Here is an 18,503-nt window from a genome sequence, read left to right as displayed (position 1 = left end):
ACGAACGTGGTGATGTCCCGTCACCACATCGCTCCGTAGTTTTCGGATGTGCCCGGAAAACCGTCCGGCCGACCGAAACACAGGGAGCGCACCTTGAGCATCTCGACATCAACCCTTACCCGCGGGGCCGCGGTCGCCGCCGCCCTCGCGGGACTGGCCTATATCGTCATCCAGTTCATCCACCCTGCCGACGCCGTCGCCTCACTGTCGACGCAGCCGTGGGCAGTCGTGCACATCCTGAGCTTCTCCGAAGCGGTGCTGGCTCTCGTCGGAATTACCGGGATTTACCTCAGGCAGGTCCGGCAATTCGGAATTTTGGGGCTCATTGGGTATCTGATGTTCGGCTTCTTCTTCATTCTGCAGTCCGCCTTCACCTTCGCTGAAGCGTTCATCGCCCCCCTCTTCGTATCCGACGCCCCCCAGATTTCCATGGACTTCGTCGGCCTGTTCGGACGATACGCGGCCGTGACCGACCTCGGACCGCTCGCCGCTCTTCCGCAGGTCGGCGCACTCCTGTACATCGGTGGCGCGCTGCTCTTCGGAATTGCCGTCATCCGGGCCCGGTTGCTGTCGCGCGGAGCGGGCATCCTTCTGATCGCCGCCGCTGCCGCGACCCCCATCGCCGGTGCGCTGCTGCCCCACGCGCTCGAACGCATGGCCGCCGTTCCCATGGGCCTCGCCCTGGTTTGGCTCGGCTTCTCCCTTTTCTCCGACCAGCGCCGGAACGCTGCGGCGCGACGGGTGAGCGCAAACAGGGCGGACCTCGACAGCGTGGCGAAATGAGCCGGTACGAGATCCGCCTTAAAGGGCAGCTTGACTCGAGGTGGAGCGAATGGTTCGAGGGCCTCACGCTCATAACCGATGCAGATGGATGCACCACCCTCACCGGGCCCGTCATCGATCAAGCTGCCCTGCACGGATTGATTCGGCGCGTGAGTGACCTGGGCGTGCCCCTCATCTCGGTCAACATCCTGCCCGACCACGCGGCCGCCAGCGACGCCACCCATCTATCCCGGGAGGAGAACACAACATGACCGCCGACAGCGCCACAACCCGGGCGTCAAAATCATGGCTCACACTCACCGGACTCATTCTTCTCAGCCTCATCCCCATGCTCGCCGGTGCCGTCCGGCTTGGCGAGCTGACCGGCGGAGCCGCTCCGACCGTGCACAACGAACGATTCCTTGATTCCCCAATTCCCGTCCTGATCCACATCATTAGCGTCACCGTCTTCAGCCTGGTCGGGGCTTTTCAGTTCGTTCCGGCACGACGCCGCCGCACCAACCGATGGCACCGAGCGGCGGGCCGCGTCCTCATCCTGACCGGACTGCTGACAGCACTATCCGGCATGTGGATGGCGGCCGTCTACCCGCACCCCCTCGGAGATGGCGACGTGCTGGAAGCTCTCCGCCTGCTCTTCGGCTCCGCAATGGTCGCGAGCATCCTGCTCGGCATTCGAGGCATCGTACGGCGCAAATTTAATACGCACGGCGACTGGATGACCCGGGCGTACGCGATCGGCATGGGCGCCGGAACTCAGGCGATCCTACTCATCCCCGGCTCGATCATCTTCGGATCAACCCACGAGCTCTCGAGGACCGTTCTCATGGGAGCGGCCTGGGTCATCAACCTCGCGGTGGCCGAGTCGGTCATCCGGCGCAGGGCGCGGCGACTGCCAGACCGCTCCGCAGGAACGCATATTCACTCAACCAACCGGACAGGAATTACAGCATGACGACACAAATCACATCACCGGTGCAGCTGCACGGCCGGTTCGATCCGCGCCTATCCCGATGGTTGTGGCTGGTGAAGATGGTGCTTGCCCTCCCCCACTTCGTGATTCTGGCCGTGCTGAACGCTGCGTTCATAGTCGTAACCCTGGCCTCGGGCATCGTCATCCTGTTCACCGGACGCTACCCGCGGTCGCTGTTCGAGTTCACGGTCGGGGTGCTGCGGTGGAACTGGCGGGTCGGGTTTTACGTCTACGCCGCCCTCGGAACCGACAGCTACCCGCCGTTCACCCTGCGCGACACGGAATACCCTGCCCGCTTCGACGTCGCCTACCCGACACGCCTCTCTCGAGGGCTCGTCGTGGGCAAGTGGATGCTTGCCCTCCCCCACGTTGCGATCGTGATCTTCGTGATGGCCAACATCCTCACCTTTGTGCCCTCCTCAACGGGTTCAAGCGGCAGTGCTTTCTCAATCGTCAACGTGCTCGCGGTAATCGCTGGTGCATTTCTCCTCATGACCGGTCGGTACCCGCAACCCCTGTTCGACCTGCTCATCGGCATCAACCGTTGGATCTACCGCGTCGTCGCCTACGTCGCGTTCATGTCCGACGTATACCCGCCGTTCCGGCTCGACACCGGTGCGAACGAACCGCGCACGGCCACAGATGAGCGTGAAGTCGAAGCCATATTGCCCTGCTGAGGGGAGAAAGCGTCGCCGCCCGTCTACCAAAAAAGCCACGAAAGCCCCGTCGATGTCATCATCACCAGAACGGACGACTCACCATGACACCAGGAATCGCTATTGCCTTTGTCTTAATGCTCACAGCCCTCGCTACCTTCCAGCTACTGCTGGCGGCGGGACTTCCCTTCGGCCGTTTTGCCTGGGGCGGACAGCACCCTGTTCTCCCCCCGCGTCTGCGGGTCGGCAGCATGCTGGCGGTGGTGACCTACGCCATCTTCGCTTTCATCGCACTTGAGCGCGTCGACGTCACAAACGTCTTCACCGATCCCCTCGTCGCGGTCATCACCATGTGGGTGATCGCGGGATACCTGATGCTGAGCGTGCTGCCGAACCTCGCGTCGAAGAGCGCAAAAGAGAAGAGAGTGATGGTTCCCGTGTCGCTCACCCTGGGGATTCTCGCGACACTCATCGCCGTCGGCTGAGCCTGGAAGGCCGACACTTCCGCGCTCCACCGCCCCAGCAGACAACCGCCAGGCAACGGCCCAGCAACGGAGTACTGCAAGATCGGCTTAAACCAGAAATCGCTCCTGAGAATCCTCAGGAGCGATTTCTTTCTGTCTCGACCGGACCATTTCGTGAACAGTTTCTCAAACGGCCCATTTGGTAGGGCTGACAGGATTTGAACCTGAGACCCCTTGAAGGCTCAGGCCTTAACTTTGTCTTCGGCGAATGACTCGGAAAACTCGCAGATTCCCTTGTATTTACAGGGAACCGGGCGGTTCGCTGCCTCCAATTGTGCTTCGTCAAATTGGGTCGAATCGAGATGAATGTGATGAGTAAATGATGACCATTTGAACCGTCGCGGTCGGCACCGCGATCTCAAGTCCTTCAGCAGCTTGGGTCGCGACTTAGGACTCTGAGGCACCAAGGGCAGTTTGGCTCCGTAGTTCCACGACAAGATCACCCCTGCGGCACGGCGGGGTCGATTACCCTCGGCCCTCGCGAGGCAGACTCCCCCGCACCAGTCGATGCGCTGCTGGACCGCTCAGTTGGAGCGAGCCGATGCCCTCCAATTCGGCCGGGTGACCTCCGAGGTGATGGAGTCGGCGTGGCAGCATCCGTGAGCGCCACCTCCTATTGCAGTGCAGTCACCCACCCGATGAAACGGGCTGGGCTCGCGTAGTGGATGACGCCGTCGCGGTACCGGTACGCGGAGTCGAACTCCGGTATCGGCCGGCTAACCGACCACGGGCCGGTCTCGATATACCCATCAGCCAGAAGCTGAGCTCTCAGAACATCCCAAGCCGGCATATCCCGGGTCCAGTTCGCGTACCGAACGGTCAGGTCCGTCTGCGGTTTCGTCCACTCGCAGCGCAGGCCGTCAGCTCCGACCACTGAGTCCAGTTCACCGCCGGGGCCGTCATCACGAAAAGTGAGTCCGTCCATCGCCATTTTCGAATTCAGGTCAGCGGTGAAAGCGTTGTCGCATGTATCGGTTTCAGGGATCAGCGTCGGGGTCGGACTCGGAGTCGGAGTCGGAGTCGGAGTTATTGTTACGGTCATCGTCGGCGCAGAAACTGGTCCACCAGCTTCCGGTACCAACCCAGAACATCCGATCATCGCCACCGCCAAACAAGCCGCCGCCAGAACCGCACTCGCCCCTCGAAACCCCCTGATACGCATAGCCACAACCTACTGGTTCTGGCCCGCCGCGATTTCACTATGTCGTCGTTCCGTAACTGGCGCTATGACTCCCCCGCCAGTTCGGGGTGACGGATATGGTCGCGGAACGTCCAGGGTAAACAGTCGAAACGACCTGCTTGGTGCCCTCGACTTCAACCTGCAAGCAGTAGGTCAACGCTTTTTGCCCCCGATGCCCGGTACGGACGTGACTTGTTTCATCCAGGCCGCGACCTGGCGTTCGTCGAGGTCGTCCACTGACTCAACCTCCACCTCCCGCGTCGCCCGTCATGGCTTCGGGCAGTGTCCAGGTCGCGTTGCCTTCCGCCGAGGCTCCCGTAGCCGGATTCTGGATCGCACCGTGCTCGATCTCCTTGTTTTCCATGGCGAGAGGCTAGCCCCCGGAGCACCCTCGCGGAACCCACTCCTACTCCCGCCGCATCTTCGGCAGTACTTAGGAACACCATTGGTCAGGCCGACGGGATGGCACAGATCTGGCAGTCCGCCGCACAGCGTTGTTGAGCTACGGGGCGGCGCGGTTGCCTCTGCCTGCCATTGGCGTCGTGGGCGTCCACGTGCCCTGCATGGAATTGATAACGATTGACGGTAATAACGCTGAGCGTTATGCTAATGGTGTGATCCAGACGTTCGCAGAAAATGACACTGAGCGCGTCTGGCAGCGGGTCCATGTGCGCAAGTTTGGCCCCGACTTGCAGCGAATCGCGAACCGAAAGCTACTGATACTCGACGCCGCTGAAACCATCAATGACCTGCGCGTTCCACCGGGCAACCGTCTCGAACAGCTGCAGGGCAACCGAAAAGACCAACACAGCATCCGAGTCAACGACCAATGGCGCATCTGCTTCACGTGGACACCCGCTGGGCCAATAGATGTCGAAATCACCGACTATCACTGAGGAGATATTGTGACTGCCGCACACGAGCCCATTCACCCCGGCGAGATTCTTCTCGAAGAATTCCTCACTCCCCTGGGCATCAGCCAATACCGTCTTGCCCAGGCGATCGCCGTGCCCCCGCGCCGCATCAACGAGATCGTTCACGGTAAACGAGGTATCAGCCCGGACACCGCCCTTCGGCTGGCACGAGCACTCGACACAACGGACCGATTTTGGATGAACCTCCAGACCCGATACGACCTTGACGTGCAATCCGCTGCTCACGCGGGGGAGCTCAACCAGATCCGGTCACTCCTGAGCGCCTAGCGAGGCCGATGCGTCCGTTGAGGGTTCCCAAACACCACTCCCCCGAGACTTCGGAATCTTCGCGACTTGGCGCTGAATCTGCGTCCGTCGAGGTCCGACTTGCGGACCAACAAAGGCGGTCGACGTGGAGCCGGGGGCGAGTTGTAGGGTGGTGCCGAGCCCGCCCAGCGCTATCTCAAAAAGCTAGCGTGTAGGAGTCCCCGCAATCGTGGCTCGGCGAAGGGAGTGGTCATGGCCGGCCGGTTCGTTTACTGGATGAATGTCTCGCTTGATCTCTTCATCGAGCGCGAGGTGGGTGAACACGGTGACATCGGAGGGCCCAGTTGGATCCGCCTGGGTGAGCCGCTGCATCGCGAATTCAACGCTCGCGCGCGGGCGCTGTCGATGATGGTTCAGGGCCGCAAAGTCTACGAGATGATGGATCCGTTCTGGCCGAACGCTCGCACGGACGAATCCCTTCCGGGCTTCCTGCGCGAGTACGGCGAGATCTGGACGGACAAACCCAAGGCGCTCGTCTCGCGCACGCGCACCACGGCCGAACACAACACGCGCATCATCGGCGACGACAACGCGATCGAACAGCTCGCCGTGCTGCGACAGGAGACGGACGGAGAAATCGGCATCGGTGGCGCGAACCTCGCCACCCAGCTGATGCAGGCTCACCTGCTCGACGAGCTCTTGCTGTTCACACACCCTGTCGTGCTCGGAGCCGGCCGGCCGCTCTTCGACGCTCTCGACCAGCCTCTCGAGCTCGACCTCTTGGAACAGGATTCGTTCGACCAAGGAGTGACGATGCACCGGTACGCGGTGCGCGGGGCACGTTAGGGGTCACTTTGTGGGCCCTGACGGCGATCAGCAGCCGGACAGTGCCGTGGAGACGATCACGCCGAACGGCGTGGTGGGGATCCCGCTCGTCATCCACTCGTCGTCACTGTGATGATCGCGTTGCGGTCCAGCGAGGTGCCGGACATCAGACGCTCGCGAAGGTATCTGCCCATGCAAGAACGCCGCGTTCGGCGAACTCGTTCGGCACGTCATCACGTTCGGGCGCGGGGTCGGCCGGGTCGACCCGGAACACGACAGGTTCGGTCAGTGCGCGATCGGGGTTGTTGACCCATCCAGGCAGCGGGATGTTCTCTTGATTGAGCCGCCATGCCACGAGAGCCGCGATGGCGGCATCCCACATATGATCGCCGGTGGGTTCCGGCTCCGTCAGCCCAAGGATTCCTCGAACGAGTCCGTGTTCGGCGATGAGATTATCGTTCAAATGAAGCAAAGCCCGGAGCGCGCCACGAGAACCGGGCCGGCCGTCCAGCCGGACACCGCCGACGTCCACGCCCGGGCGGTCGACCAGTTCGTGGGGTCGGCCGGAACGACGTAATCGAGGGTGGCGTTCTCCGGCGTGGTCTTTGGGTCAGTCTCGGGCCGCTCCCCGGCCGGAACACCACCACGTCCACCGACCACGACGACAACCGTCCTGGCTTCTACCTCGGTGCCGCCGCGCAGTCGTGGAATGACCGCGGACCCGACGCGGTCCTGACCGGCGCACCGCGCGTCACCTCGGCATCCGTGTCGCAAAGCTCGGGCAACTCGCCATCTAAACTGGTCGTTTGCCCACGGAAGGAACCTCAATGAGCATGGAAGGCGCGGCCTGGAGCTCGCTGCACAAGATCTCTACCGCCAGGGACGGCAAGCACGGCTTCTCCCGTGAGTCCGTGCGGCGGATCATGACGTTCGCGGTGCCCTACCGGTCCAAGCTGCTGATCTTCATCGCCCTCTCCATCGTGGGAGCTTTCCTCGCGGTCGCGACGCCGGTACTCGCCGGCCAGGTGGTCGACGTCATCGTCGCCCAGGGCGAGGTCACCACGATCGTTTGGCTCGCCGTCGTCATCGCCCTCGTGGCCGTGGCCGACGCCGCCGTGTCACTCGTGACGCGCTGGTACTCGGCGCGGATCGGCGAAGGCGTGATCCTGGACCTCCGCACCTCGGTCTTCAACCACGTGCAGAAGATGCCGATCGCGTTCTTCACCCGCACGCGGACGGGCGCCCTCGTGAGCCGCCTCAACAACGATGTGATCGGCGCCCAGCAGGCCTTCAGCGGCACGCTGTCCGGCGTGGTCACGAACCTCGTGGCGCTGACCCTCACCCTGATCGTCATGCTCAGCACGTCCTGGCTCGTGACGGTTCTCGCCATGATCATGCTCCCCATCTTCCTGGTACCCGCCCGCCGCATGGGCAGCCGCCTCGCCGCGCTGCGCCGCGAGGCCGCCGATCACAATTCCGCCATGAGCACGCAGATGACCGAGCGCTTCTCCGCGCCCGGCGCCACCCTCGTCAAGCTGTTCGGCCGGCCCGACGAGGAGGCCGAGGAGTTCCGCGTCCGCGCCGCCCGCGTCCGCGACATCGGGGTCCGGACCGCGATGCTGCAGTTCGTCTTCTTCACCGCACTGATGCTCGTCTCCGCTCTCGCCCTCGCGCTCGTGTATGGGCTCGGCGGCTTCCTCGCACTCGCCGGCCAGCTGAACACCGGTGACGTGGTCACCCTGGCGCTCCTCCTCACCCGCCTCTACGCGCCGCTCACCAGCCTCGCAAACGCACGGGTCGAGATCATGAGCGCGGTGGTCAGCTTCGAGCGCGTCTTCGAGGTGCTGGACCTCGACCCGCTCATCAAGGAGAAGCCCGACGCCGTCGCCATCCCCGAAGGCCCAGTGGCCGTCGAGTTTGACAACGTCCGCTTCGCCTACCCGTCCGCGGACAAAGTGTCCCTCGCCTCTCTCGAGGAGGTTGCCACGCTGGACACCCGCGGCGGCGAGGAGGTGCTGCACGGCGTGTCCTTCAGGATCGAGCCGGGGCAGACCGTTGCCCTCGTAGGTACGTCCGGTGCCGGCAAGTCCACAATTGCGCAGCTCCTCTCGCGCCTGTATGACGTCGACAGCGGCGCCGTGCGCCTCGCGGGGACGGATGTCCGCGATGTCACTTTCGTCTCCATGCGGCACAGCCTGGGCATGGTGACGCAGGACGGCCACCTGTTCCACGAGACCATCCTCTCCAATCTGCGCCTCGCGAGGCCGGAGGCGTCCGACGACGAGGTGTGGGACGCCGTCCGCCGTGCGCGGCTCGAGCCGCTCATCCGGTCCCTGCCGGACCAGCTGGACACCATGGTGGGAGAGCGTGGCTACCGGCTGTCCGGGGGCGAGCGCCAGCGGATGACCATCGCGAGGCTCCTGCTCGCCCAGCCGCGCGTCGTCATCCTCGACGAGGCGACGGCGGCGCTGGACTCGACGTCTGAGGCCGCCGTGCAGGCGGCACTCAGCGAGGCACTCAAGGGACGGACGGCGATGGTGATCGCACACCGCCTCTCCACCATCCGCAGCGCGGACCTGATCCTCGTGGTTGAGGACGGCTCGATCGTGGAGCGCGGTACGCACGAGGAACTGCTGGCTGTGGGTGGGCGGTACGAGGAATTGCACCGGACCCAGTTCGCCCTGCAGAAGAATGTTGCGGCCGACGAGGAAGCGCTGAGCCGGACCTAGACTCTGAGCTCGGCGCCCCTGCCCCAAGCGTCTCGGAAAGTCGTCTCATCACGTTTCGTTTAATGGGGACTGATGACGACTGGCCTGACAGTACGCTTGGGTCACCAGGCCCCTGAGGCGCTGAGGCGCTGAGGAGGCACCATGTTCAAGCCATCTCGATCAATCACCACGGCCATGCCGTCGGATCTCGCTATCTCGCGCGCTGCGGCCCGTCGCCCGCTTGAAGAGGTTGCAGCCGACATGGGCATCGGTCCACACCTGCTGGAACCGCACGGAAGTGCAGCGTCGAAGATCTCCCTCGATGCGATCGATGAGCTCCGTGACCGTCCACGGGCCAAGTATGTCGTCGTCACCGCAATCACGCCGACTCCATTCGGGTCGGGCAAGACGACCACCGCGGTCGGGCTCGGTCAGGGCTTCCGGCACATCGACAAGCTCGGGATCGTCGCGATACGGCAGCCGTCGATGGGGCCGACGTTCGGCATCAAGGGCGGAGCCGCTGGTGGCGGCTACGCTCAGGTGGTCCCGATGGAGGCACTGAACCTGCACCTGACCGGCGACACGCACGCCGTTACCGCGGCCCACAATCTATTGTCGGCGATGATCGGCAACCACATCCACAAGGGAAACCGTCTCGGGTTCGACCCCCATGAGATCACCTGGCGACGTGTCCTCGACGTCAACGATCGCGAGCTGCGCACCATCATCACCGGGCTCGGCGGTCCTGACGACGGCAATCCGTTCCAATCCGGTTTCGACATCTCCGCAGCCAGCGAGGTGATGGCGTTGTTGTCGCTGTGCACGTCGTTGCGGGATCTTCGTGAACGGATGGGAAGAATCGTCGTCGGCTACAACCGCGGCGGCGAACCGGTGACCGCCGAGATGCTCAAGGCGGCCGGCGCCATGACCGCGATACTCAAGGACGCCATCAAGCCGAACCTGATGCAGACCGTGGAGCAGACGCCAGTGCTCGTCCACAGCGGTCCGTTCGGGAACATCGCCACCGGTAACTCCTCGGTCGTCGCCGATCTGATCGGCATCCATGCCGGCGACTACCTCATCACCGAGGCGGGGTTCGGTGCAGACATCGGCGCGGAAAAGTTCTTCAATATCAAGTGCCGTGCCTCCGGGCTGGCGCCGGATGCCGCCGTCATCGTCGCGACCGTGCGTGACCTGAAAACTCACTCAAACAAGTACCGGGTCGTCGCTGGCCGACCGCTGCCACCGGAGATGCTTGCCGAGAATCCCGACGACGTCATCGCCGGGGCAGCGAATCTGCGCCGGCAGATCGCCAACATCCGACGGCACGGAGTGACGCCGGTCATTGCGGTGAACGCATTTCCCACCGACTACGACAGTGAGCATCAAGCGATCATGGACGTCGCGGCAGAGGAAGGTGTGCGCGCGGCGATCAGCTACCACTTCACCGAAGGCGGCAGGGGTGCGGTCGAGCTGGCCGAGGCGGTTGCGGATGCCTGCGCTGAACCGTCGAGCTTCCATCGGCTCTATCCCGACGAACTTCCCTTGGTCGACAAGATCGATGTGATCGCGCGAGAGATGTACGGCGCCGACGGCTTGGACCTCTCGCCTCTGGCAGCTCGGCAACTCGACAAGTACGAGCGGGCAGGCTTCGGCAGCCTGCCGGTGTGCATCGCCAAGACACACCTGTCCCTGTCGGCCGACCCCAAAATCAAGGGAGCACCCACCGGGTGGCGACTGCCGGTGCGTGAGGTGCGTGCGTCGATCGGGGCCGGGTTCATCTATCCCATCTGCGGCGACATGCGCACCATGCCTGGTCTCTCGTCCGCACCGGCAGCCGAACACATCGACATCGACGACAACGGCGAGATCGTCGGGTTGTCCTGATCGGCGGACCCGGCCGGGCACGTCGGGCTTCTCGATGAAGCCTTCCCCGCCCACGAACCGGCAGTGAACGATGCTCTAAAAAGCCCGGAAGTCGAGCATCGATTCCTCGACGGCGAGAACCGACCAGGTGCCGCCTTCGGCATCCGTGAACGCGTACGCGGGGACCACCAGGACGCTCCCGTCCGGCTGCCACTGGCTGGTGAGGCCGAGGCGTGCGCTGACGATCTCAACCTTGTTCACCGGCCATGAGACCGAGGTGCCGGCGACTGGTGTTGCAGGCGGCTCCGTCGGTGCCACCCATTCCTCGGTCGTCGACGCCTGATCGCGGAGGGCGAGCGGCAGAGTCGTCGCCGCTGCGCTGAACCGCGGGTCTGAGAGTCTTTCAAAGCCCTCTTGCTCGCTCACCACCGGGTACATGCCCAGATCGACGACGTCGGCGAGGGCCCCGGTGGCGCTGACGACACCATCTTCTGCCAGCTCCAATGCCCACCCCTGGTCGAGTTGCTGCCCGTCGATGACCGGTTTTGCCTCGGCGGTTCGCGTGGGAGAGCCTTCCCACACCTGAGAGGTAAATTCGAACGCGGCGGGGTCCCGACCGGCGGCGGTGAGGAGCGTGCGAAGTGCTCCGATCGCAGCGTCTTCGCTGGGCGGCTGGCCGGTCGGCTCGCAGACTTGGTCACCCTCGCACTGCCACGGGTTCACCTCCGGGTTCTGGAAGTAGAAGGACAGCATTCCGTCGAGACTCACTGACAGGCTCGGGGCGCTGCCGTCCTGCGGGCCGGCGACCCAGCTGCCATCGCGCAGTTCGACTGGTAACCCGATGCCGAGCGCCGCGGCGAGCGCGGTGACCTTTTCTGAGCTGGATGCCGAACGGGGGTCGTAGGCGTAGGCCTGAGCTGTGCCCGCCTGTGTGCCCAGACCTGAGGTGCTGAAGGCGTTCCGGCCGGATCCGTAGGGGTATGCAAGGGAGGACATCTTCTGGTCGATACCGGCGCCAGAGGCAACGGATGGCTCTATTCCGCCTTGCGCGGAGCTTTCAGGGCCCCCGTTGGACTGCAAAGTGATGGGCGGAGCAGCGCCGTCGGCGAGGCTCATTGGCCCGCCCGTGTTCGCTCCGATCCCGTATCCCGCGGCACCCACGATCGCGATCGACGCCGCGACTGCGACGAACGGGAGCCAGCGTGGCCGTCGGCTTGCTCGTTCCGTGCCCAGGTCGGCCACGAGTGCCGTGTCGGCCATCGGTTCAGCCTCAGGGCCGGTCATCCGCGCAATGACCTCGTCAGCGAACCCGGCACGTGCTTCGATCTCCCCCGCCGGGTCGGCGGCACGCAGCCGGGCAACCAGGTCTCGTTGTTTGTCGTCGTCGTTCATATCGATCAGCCTCCGGAATTTCGGTTCACTTGGGATATGTGCGGAGCGTGCCGAATCTTGCAGAAGCCGCCGAATCTTGCAGAAGCCCTAGAACGACATCCGCTCGCCCCAGGCTTCTCGCAGTCGCTTACGCGCGCGCGACAGCGCGGCGTCCGCCCCGGATCGGGAGATGCCGAGCACCTCGGCGAGCTCGGCCCCGTCGAGACCCTCCCACGCGTGGAGGAGAAGGATCTGCCGGTCGCGCTCCCCCACGCTGGCAAGCGCGCCGCGGAGTTCCGCATCGAACAGGAGGTTCAACTCCGGATCGCCGTCGACTCGCATTACGCCCGACTCGGGCACCTCGTCGACGGGAAGATCGATGTGCTTCCTGCGCGAATTCGCGAGCGTGAATCCCGCCGTGCGATACAGCCACGGCAGCACAGCCTCCCGTGGCAGGTCGTTGCGGCGTCGCCACGCTGTGGCGAAGACCTCGGCGGCCAGGTCCTCGGCATCCTGACGCGGTCCGCGGCGGGCGAAGTAGCGCACGAGCGCAGTCGAGTGCTCCCGGACGATCACGGTGAACCAGTCGACGTCGGCCGCCGTCTTGGGCGGGTCCGCGCTGTCAGGCATCGCCGCTCCCTCGCTCATGTCGGCGGTGGCTGGGGTGTCGGCGATCCTCACATACTGAATATGTCGCTTCCGCCGTAAGTCTTGCACGCAGCGCCCCGAATTTTCGGAGGTCGCGTCACCATCCTGCTGACGAACTTCAACCCCCGCAAAATCGCGGCCTTCATCAGCGACAAAATCAAGGACGACGCCAAGAAGCTCGTCCACGGGGAACCCGTTGTCCGTACGATTCGCCGACGCGACCGCGAATGGCACAACCCCTACACCGACACCCACAGTCGGCGTCGGGCGGCCAGACAAGGCCAAAGACCCTGTATCGGAGGAGACCGGCGGATCACCACTCCGGACGTATACGGCCCGCTGCGGACCACATACTGCCCAGAGGGCGTAACACCCAACATTTAAGACAATCCAGCGCGCTTGAAAACGCCGAAAAACACACCAACAACCGAGATCCCGCTCATGATTCAAAAATCGCGACCGGAAACGGACGCGAGAACCACTTAGGCCAGAAATCGCTCCTGAGAAGCCTCAGGAGCGATTTCTTTTTGTTTCGACCGGACCGTTTCGTGAAGAGTTTCGCGAACATCCTCAGGTACACGGCGGTCAGAATGCGCAGGAAATGGCCGTGCGCGATCAGAGCGACAGCTACCAACCTGCCCGCGCCGCGGGCAAGTTCCTCTCCCCGGGCAGTGAGCGGAATATCCGTGAGCCCAGTGTGTTTGCCATCCTTCGACAACTCCGTCTCCCCGTGACGCAAGAGAATCAGCTTCCCTGACGGGTTATCCGGAGCGGGATGGTGGGGCAGTGGATCGTTTGCAGACATGCGGCAACAGTAGTATCGCGCCCCGGATTTGATGGAGGTTCTTGATTGCTGGAAAGGCCAGCGTTCACCCCTGCGGGCGTTCGAAGAAGGTGTGAGTTACGGCACTGCCCGCCGCGGCCGACCTAGAGGTCCACGAGACCTTCGACACGACCGCCCGGATGACCTCAGGAGCCTAGACGTTCCGTAGGGTCTTTACGGTTTTCGCCGGGTGCCTCGATTCGAACGCTCGCGTAGCGCGGGGATATCGTCGGCGACCCGACGCTCCAGGCCCTCCAGCAGCAGCTCCAACCCATAGTCGAACTCGTCCGCGAACGCGTAACCGCCAGCGCCAGCGCCGAACAACTCGGCGCGCGAGCGCGCAATGTGCGGATACAGCTCCGCCGGCGCCGCGACCTTGACGGCAAACGCCTCCTCGGAGCCGTCCCCCGGTTCGAACGGCAGGCTCGTCTCGGTCAGCGCGAACCCGTACACGTAGGCGTCGATGGCGGAAAACGCGTGTGTCGCGAGCAAGACGCTGAAGCCGTCAGTCATCAGCACGCCCAGTAGCCGGTCGTGGTGCTGCAACAGTGCCGGGCCAGGGGTTGGGCGCGATTCCATCATCCCCAGCGCCCACGGATGAGCCGTGAGCACCGACCGTGCCGATCGTGCCCGGTCGGTCAGCGCCTCCCGCCAGGTAGCGCCGACCTCGGGCAGCTCGATCCTCTCGAACACCCAGTCGGCGAGGTCGTCGAGCAGCGCCTCCTTGCCTGGCACGTGATGGTAGAGCGACATCGCCTCAACGCCGAGAACCTTCGCGACACTGCGCATGCTCACGGCGGCAACACCCGCGCGGTCGGCTACCGCGGCGGCCGCGCCAATGATCCGCTCCCTGCTCAGCGGTGTGCGTGACGTCATGCTCCCATCCTTGCGCACTTACGCACGTAAGGCTACGCTGGGGACCGGTACTTACACCCGTAAGTCCCGGTCTGACGAATCAAGCCAAGGAGCACCGTGATGAGTATGCCTCAATCCCACACCGCACTAGAGAATCCGCGGTCCCAGAGCACGCTGGAAAATCTGCGCATGCCCGTGCAGGCCAAGCTTGCGTCAGCCTGGACCAGCCTCATGTTCCTCGTCATCTACATCGACTACTTCCACCTCTACCAGCCCGGCGAAATCGACAAAATCCGGGGTGGCGTCATTTTCGAGTTCGACATCAGCGGGACGTTGATGTCCATTTTCTTCGTGATCATCGCGATCCCGGCCCTGATGGCACTGCTCTCCATGACGCTGCCCGCTCGGATGAACCGCGTGACGAACCTCGTCGTGGCATCGCTGTACATCCCCATCATGGTGTTCAACGCGGCAGGGGCGACTTGGGACTATGCCTTCTACTACGCCCTCACCATCGGAGTCGAGGTGCTAATCCTGACCTTCATCCTGCGCTCCGCCTGGACCTGGCCACGCCGCACCGCATCACCGGCGACCCTGGCAGCCAGCCTCGACAGCGAGCCACTCCGCACGCCGCAGCAGCCGTGACTGCCCGCCCAATGCTGAGCCAGGTGACCGTGCCCGCGGGTGGCGCGAGCGAAGGATGGTCGGGCGCGCTGCGCTCCATGGCCGACGCCATCCCAGGCGACCCCAGGCCGCTCATCCTCGACGAGCCGGTCAACGGACTTAACCCCGAGGGGCGCTGAGAACGGTGAAGGCGATAACCCAACACCGCTACGGCGGACTTGACACTCTCGAATACGAGACTGTTCCCCGGCCCGTAGCGGCGAAGGACGAAGTCCTCATCCGGGTCCTGGGAGCATCCATCAACGCGGCCGATTGGCTGCTCCTGCAGGGTGAACCCTTCGTTGCGAGGTTGGCGTTCGGCCTGCGGCGGCCCAAGGTCTCGACGCGGGGCAGGGATGTAGCCGGCGTGATCGAGGCTGTGGGCGACAATGTGCGCGGTTTCAGCGTGGGCGAGGAGGTGTATGCGGAGGTGGATGCCGGCAGCTTCGCTGAATACACCGTCGCCCACGCGAAGCGCCTCGCTCACAAACCCTCACGAATCAGCTTCGACCAAGCGGCTGCCGTGCCGATCGCCGCAACGACGGCGCTGCAGGGCGTGCGGGATGTCGCGAAGATCAAGCCGGGCGACAAGGTGCTCATCAACGGGGCGTCCGGCGGAGTCGGCTCCTTCGCCGTGCAGCTGGCTAAGGCGTTCGGGGCCGAAGTGACTGGCGTCTGCAGCACCGCAAATCTCGAGTTCGTGCGGACGTTGGGCGCAGACCACGTCATCGACTACACGGCTGAGAACTTCGCGACGGGCGGGGCTCGCTACGACGTCATCTTCGACCTCGTCGGCAACCGATCGATAGCCGAGTGCAGGCGGGCCCTCACGCGTCGCGGAACTCTTGTGCTGGCGTCGGGCAACGGGGGACGCGTGCTCGGTCCGATCCGACGGATGCTTGCAGCGATGCTGCTGGGCATGTTCGTGACCCAGAGCCTTCGACCCCTCTCCGCAGCCGCGAGCGGGGCCGACCTCGAAGTTCTTCGGGTACTCATCGACGCCGGCACCATCACGCCGCCAGTCGACCGCAGCTACCCGCTCGCTGAGACGCCTGAGGCGATCCGCTACTTCCTTGAGGAGCACGCCAGGGGAAAGGTCACCATCACCGTCACCGGCCTGAACAACACCAAGGAGTGGGCCGCCAGCTCTTCATCCGCGACGGGCGCGCCGTGCGCAGCGATACGACCCTAATCCCCCTCCAATGTGTAGGAGTCAGGGCGATAATGACGCCCTCCTGCCACTGCTCGTCGCCGAGCACTGACAGGTGATCCCCCCTGTATCAACTGCTTTAACCTTGATCATAACCAACTTCCGCCCCCCATCTCTAGCCCGGAATTGACATTGACGTCAGGAGAAGGCGGGAGAGCAGCGCGGATAGCCCGGTTATTTCAGCAGGTCCGAAACCCGCCAGTCCGGCCGGGCGTCACTCCCCCGCCAGTCCGGCCGGGCGTCACTCCCCCGCCGGTGCTCCGCTAACGTGCGGGCCGCCGAGGTTGAGAGCCGCGTCAGTCGGCCCGCGTCATCGCAACGAAGTGTGAGGCAGGCATCGAGCGCCTCCTAAGCGGGGACATGGATCGTGTACGGGATACCGAGCTCGTCAAGGAGATCGAGCACCGGCTCGCTCGGTCCCATCGTGTTCGAGACCGAACTGGCGAAGAAGTCCCAGTGAGCACCTTTGATATCGCCCTTCTGCACCAGGTAAGCATCCGACCTGATCTGGCGCTCGATCGACGGGCTCAGATTGACACGACCCAATTTGGACTCGTGAGCCACTTCTTTAGCCACGACATCGAACCGCCGAACAACGGCATTGCAGACCTCAATGCAGTCTTTCGTGGAATGCCCGACCTGCGTGTACTCACCGCCATCTTTCACTCCATGCGTGCTGGCCAGGTATGCTTCTGCCTCCTTAGGCGTGGCGAAGAACCGAGCGCGGCCACCGGCTTTGACGTGACCGGGGCGCTTCATGGCCTCAGCGAGACTCTCGGGGCTGACCCTGCCCCCCTGAAGCCGGAGAAGCGACTTATCGCTGAAGCCGGAGGCCTGGAGGTCCGGCCAGCTCTTCGTGGTCTGCGTGAGGGTCGCCACCTTGACATGGTCCGGAACCCACTTGAGCGCCACGATGGCAGCACCGACAGCGGGGGCAAGCTCGGGGTGACGGAGGACGAACTTCGAGGCCTTGGCGGGGATAGCGACCGCGTCGCCAGCGGCCGGTACCAAGCCGACGACGCTGAAGCCTGCACCGACCCAGTCGGCGTGGATGCTCGACCCGACGGCATCGCGTAAGTCGGCAGCCCCTCCAACCACCCAGCCGACTCCGGGGATGAAGCTGGCGCTTCCGGAGGCAAGGTTGCCGGCAAACCAGGCGAGAGAATCACCCGGCCTGATCTCGCCGTATACCGCCCCCTGGGCGAAGTCCCGCGCATAGGTCGATGGCTCGACCTTTGCATCGAACCATAATGGGTCGAGTCCCTGGCTCTCCTGATTCTCGACCTCGTACCCGTCATCGAAGCCGTCGCCGTCGGTGTCAGCGACATCCGGAGCGGTGCCGAGATGCTCGACCTCGCGGCCGTCCTCGAGCTCATCGCCGTCGCTGTCGTGATCGAACGCGTCGAGGGAGAGATCGGCCTCAGCGGTGTCGGACAGGCCGTCCTCGTCAGTATCGGGTATCAGCGGGCTCGAGAAAGCCCCGAATTCGATGCCCTTGCCGGGGTCATAGATCGCCGGGCCCGCTTCGTCCCCGTCGGTGAGTCCGTCGTCGTCAGTGTCGGGATCCATGGGATCGGTTCGGTAGACCGCGCCCCTCGTGCTCAGCCAGCCGCTCGTCTCATGCTTGTCGTGGAGATCGTCGTCGTCGGAGTCGACCTTGGTGGGGTTGGAAATTCCCGCGTAGATCGTGCTCTCGTCGGGGTCTGAGACCACCTGACCGGCCTCGTCTCCGTCTGTGAGTCCGTCGCCGTCCGTATCGGCCGCAAGAGGATTCGTGGTGAACGTGCTGCCACCGAGCGTGCCCCAGCCGAACACCTCGACGCGATTCGTCAACCCGTCGTGGTCGGAGTCCGCCTGGCCGGTGACGTAGCCAAGGCCGATGACAATGAGGACCACCACCAATGCGCCAGCGAGTGCCCCCAGGGACCAGCGGCGGCTCCTTGCAGCTTTGGTGACGGGCTCCCGCGATGCGACGTCCCTCTTGTCCGGCACGTCAGGTTTACTCACGCTTGGATTCCGGTCTGCGTGTGACCGTCGACCGAACCAGTCTCGGCTAGCTCGCCGAAGGAGTGCGCGCGGACAGTCCGGTCGCGATCAGCTCGTCGATCGCTTTCAAGAACCGTGGAGAAGTCCGTCCATTGGTCGCCGAGCACACCACCGATAGCGTCAGAAGCCGCTCTCATCAGTCCCATCAGAACAGCCCCCGGTCTGTATAGCCAGCAGCCAGCAGCGTGCCGCTG

General features: G+C 64.1%; 21 protein-coding genes. 13 read left to right on the top strand and 8 right to left on the bottom strand.

Annotated features, from left to right (window positions below):
* The first annotated feature begins 93 nt into the window (after positions 1-93).
* The 5 genes from E3T23_RS14910 to E3T23_RS14890 all read left to right on the top strand — a co-directional run bounded on the left by E3T23_RS14910 (position 94) and on the right by E3T23_RS14890 (position 2,894).
* Positions 94-783, top strand: a complete 690-nt coding sequence (locus E3T23_RS14910) for a hypothetical protein (RefSeq protein ID WP_134371312.1) — start codon at positions 94-96, stop codon at positions 781-783.
* Entirely contained in the window at positions 780-1,034 is a 255-nt protein-coding gene (locus E3T23_RS14905; protein ID WP_134371311.1) for a hypothetical protein, read from the top strand. Before E3T23_RS14910 ends, E3T23_RS14905 begins: the two co-directional genes overlap by 4 nt.
* Positions 1,031-1,735, top strand: a complete 705-nt coding sequence (locus tag E3T23_RS14900; RefSeq protein ID WP_134371310.1) for a DUF2306 domain-containing protein — start codon at positions 1,031-1,033, stop codon at positions 1,733-1,735. Before E3T23_RS14905 ends, E3T23_RS14900 begins: the two co-directional genes overlap by 4 nt.
* Positions 1,732-2,430 carry a DUF4389 domain-containing protein gene (locus E3T23_RS14895; RefSeq protein WP_134371309.1) on the top strand — a complete coding sequence of 233 codons (699 nt, stop codon included), beginning with the start codon at positions 1,732-1,734 and terminating at the stop codon, positions 2,428-2,430. The genes E3T23_RS14900 and E3T23_RS14895 overlap by 4 nt, the downstream gene beginning before the upstream one ends.
* Before the next feature lie 83 nt (positions 2,431-2,513).
* On the top strand, positions 2,514-2,894 hold the full coding sequence (locus E3T23_RS14890; RefSeq protein WP_241978020.1) for a hypothetical protein: 381 nt from the start codon (positions 2,514-2,516) through the stop codon (positions 2,892-2,894).
* A 1,460-nt stretch (positions 2,895-4,354) separates the two neighbouring features.
* Here E3T23_RS14890 and E3T23_RS15835 read toward each other — a convergent pair.
* Positions 4,355-4,477 (bottom strand): hypothetical protein, encoded by a 123-nt coding sequence (locus E3T23_RS15835; protein WP_255570785.1) that lies wholly within the window; start codon positions 4,475-4,477, stop codon positions 4,355-4,357.
* 199 nt (positions 4,478-4,676) lie between these two features.
* Between E3T23_RS15835 and E3T23_RS14875 the strand changes: the two genes are divergently transcribed.
* The 3 genes from E3T23_RS14875 (at position 4,677) to E3T23_RS14865 (ending at position 6,140) form a co-directional block, all read left to right on the top strand.
* Positions 4,677-5,009 (top strand): type II toxin-antitoxin system RelE/ParE family toxin, encoded by a 333-nt coding sequence (locus E3T23_RS14875; protein WP_277612469.1) that lies wholly within the window; start codon positions 4,677-4,679, stop codon positions 5,007-5,009.
* 9 nt (positions 5,010-5,018) lie between these two features.
* Positions 5,019-5,315, top strand: a complete 297-nt coding sequence (locus tag E3T23_RS14870; protein ID WP_241978018.1) for a HigA family addiction module antitoxin — start codon at positions 5,019-5,021, stop codon at positions 5,313-5,315.
* Between the two features lie 231 nt (positions 5,316-5,546).
* Positions 5,547-6,140, top strand: coding sequence for a dihydrofolate reductase family protein (locus tag E3T23_RS14865; RefSeq protein ID WP_134371307.1), 594 nt, complete (start codon positions 5,547-5,549; stop codon positions 6,138-6,140).
* 145 nt (positions 6,141-6,285) lie between these two features.
* On the opposite strand, the gene E3T23_RS14860 is transcribed toward E3T23_RS14865, so the two are convergent.
* Together E3T23_RS14860 and E3T23_RS15365 are read right to left on the bottom strand one after the other, a co-directional pair.
* Complete coding sequence (locus tag E3T23_RS14860) at positions 6,286-6,591, bottom strand: hypothetical protein (protein ID WP_134371306.1); 306 nt, start codon at positions 6,589-6,591, stop codon at positions 6,286-6,288.
* Positions 6,579-6,779 carry a hypothetical protein gene (locus tag E3T23_RS15365; RefSeq protein WP_166806315.1) on the bottom strand — a complete coding sequence of 67 codons (201 nt, stop codon included), beginning with the start codon at positions 6,777-6,779 and terminating at the stop codon, positions 6,579-6,581. The genes E3T23_RS14860 and E3T23_RS15365 overlap by 13 nt, the downstream gene beginning before the upstream one ends.
* Before the next feature lie 167 nt (positions 6,780-6,946).
* Between E3T23_RS15365 and E3T23_RS14850 the strand changes: the two genes are divergently transcribed.
* Positions 6,947-8,848: an ABC transporter ATP-binding protein gene (locus E3T23_RS14850; protein ID WP_134371305.1), complete on the top strand. Its 1,902-nt coding sequence runs from the start codon at positions 6,947-6,949 to the stop codon at positions 8,846-8,848.
* 141 nt (positions 8,849-8,989) lie between these two features.
* The gene (locus tag E3T23_RS14845; protein ID WP_198416232.1) at positions 8,990-10,714 is read left to right on the top strand and encodes a formate--tetrahydrofolate ligase; all 1,725 of its coding nucleotides are present in this window, start codon (positions 8,990-8,992) and stop codon (positions 10,712-10,714) included.
* Positions 10,715-10,789: 75 nt separating this feature from the next.
* Here the strand turns inward: E3T23_RS14845 and E3T23_RS14840 are convergent, their stop codons facing one another.
* From E3T23_RS14840 to E3T23_RS14825, 4 genes are all read right to left on the bottom strand, one after another.
* Positions 10,790-12,085: a hypothetical protein gene (locus tag E3T23_RS14840; RefSeq protein WP_134371304.1), complete on the bottom strand. Its 1,296-nt coding sequence runs from the start codon at positions 12,083-12,085 to the stop codon at positions 10,790-10,792.
* Between the two features lie 87 nt (positions 12,086-12,172).
* Complete coding sequence (locus tag E3T23_RS14835) at positions 12,173-12,898, bottom strand: RNA polymerase sigma factor (RefSeq protein ID WP_241978016.1); 726 nt, start codon at positions 12,896-12,898, stop codon at positions 12,173-12,175.
* A gap of 253 nt (positions 12,899-13,151) precedes the next feature.
* Entirely contained in the window at positions 13,152-13,517 is a 366-nt protein-coding gene (locus E3T23_RS16070) for a phosphoglycerate mutase family protein (RefSeq protein WP_420898335.1), read from the bottom strand.
* A 192-nt stretch (positions 13,518-13,709) separates the two neighbouring features.
* On the bottom strand, positions 13,710-14,411 hold the full coding sequence (locus E3T23_RS14825) for a TetR/AcrR family transcriptional regulator (RefSeq protein WP_134371303.1): 702 nt from the start codon (positions 14,409-14,411) through the stop codon (positions 13,710-13,712).
* Between the two features lie 99 nt (positions 14,412-14,510).
* On the opposite strand from E3T23_RS14825, the gene E3T23_RS14820 reads away from it, so the two are divergent.
* From E3T23_RS14820 to E3T23_RS14815, 3 genes are read left to right on the top strand one after another with little or no spacing between them, the layout of a single operon-like run.
* A complete protein-coding gene (locus tag E3T23_RS14820) occupies positions 14,511-15,035 on the top strand; it encodes a DUF6326 family protein (RefSeq protein ID WP_134371302.1) in 525 nt (174 codons plus the stop codon).
* Complete coding sequence (locus E3T23_RS15360) at positions 15,032-15,193, top strand: hypothetical protein (RefSeq protein WP_166784600.1); 162 nt, start codon at positions 15,032-15,034, stop codon at positions 15,191-15,193. Before E3T23_RS14820 ends, E3T23_RS15360 begins: the two co-directional genes overlap by 4 nt.
* A 5-nt stretch (positions 15,194-15,198) precedes the next feature.
* The gene (locus E3T23_RS14815; protein ID WP_134371301.1) at positions 15,199-16,245 is read left to right on the top strand and encodes an NAD(P)-dependent alcohol dehydrogenase; all 1,047 of its coding nucleotides are present in this window, start codon (positions 15,199-15,201) and stop codon (positions 16,243-16,245) included.
* Positions 16,246-16,611: 366 nt separating this feature from the next.
* Here the strand turns inward: E3T23_RS14815 and E3T23_RS14810 are convergent, their stop codons facing one another.
* On the bottom strand, positions 16,612-18,270 hold the full coding sequence (locus E3T23_RS14810) for a hypothetical protein (protein WP_134371300.1): 1,659 nt from the start codon (positions 18,268-18,270) through the stop codon (positions 16,612-16,614).
* Positions 18,271-18,503: the final 233 nt, after the last annotated feature.

Origin of the sequence: Cryobacterium cheniae (assembly GCF_004403395.1) — a bacterium.
GTDB lineage: Bacteria > Actinomycetota > Actinomycetes > Actinomycetales > Microbacteriaceae > Cryobacterium > Cryobacterium cheniae.
Note: the sequence above shows the minus strand (reverse complement) of the source record. Positions and strands in the feature narration are given on the sequence as shown.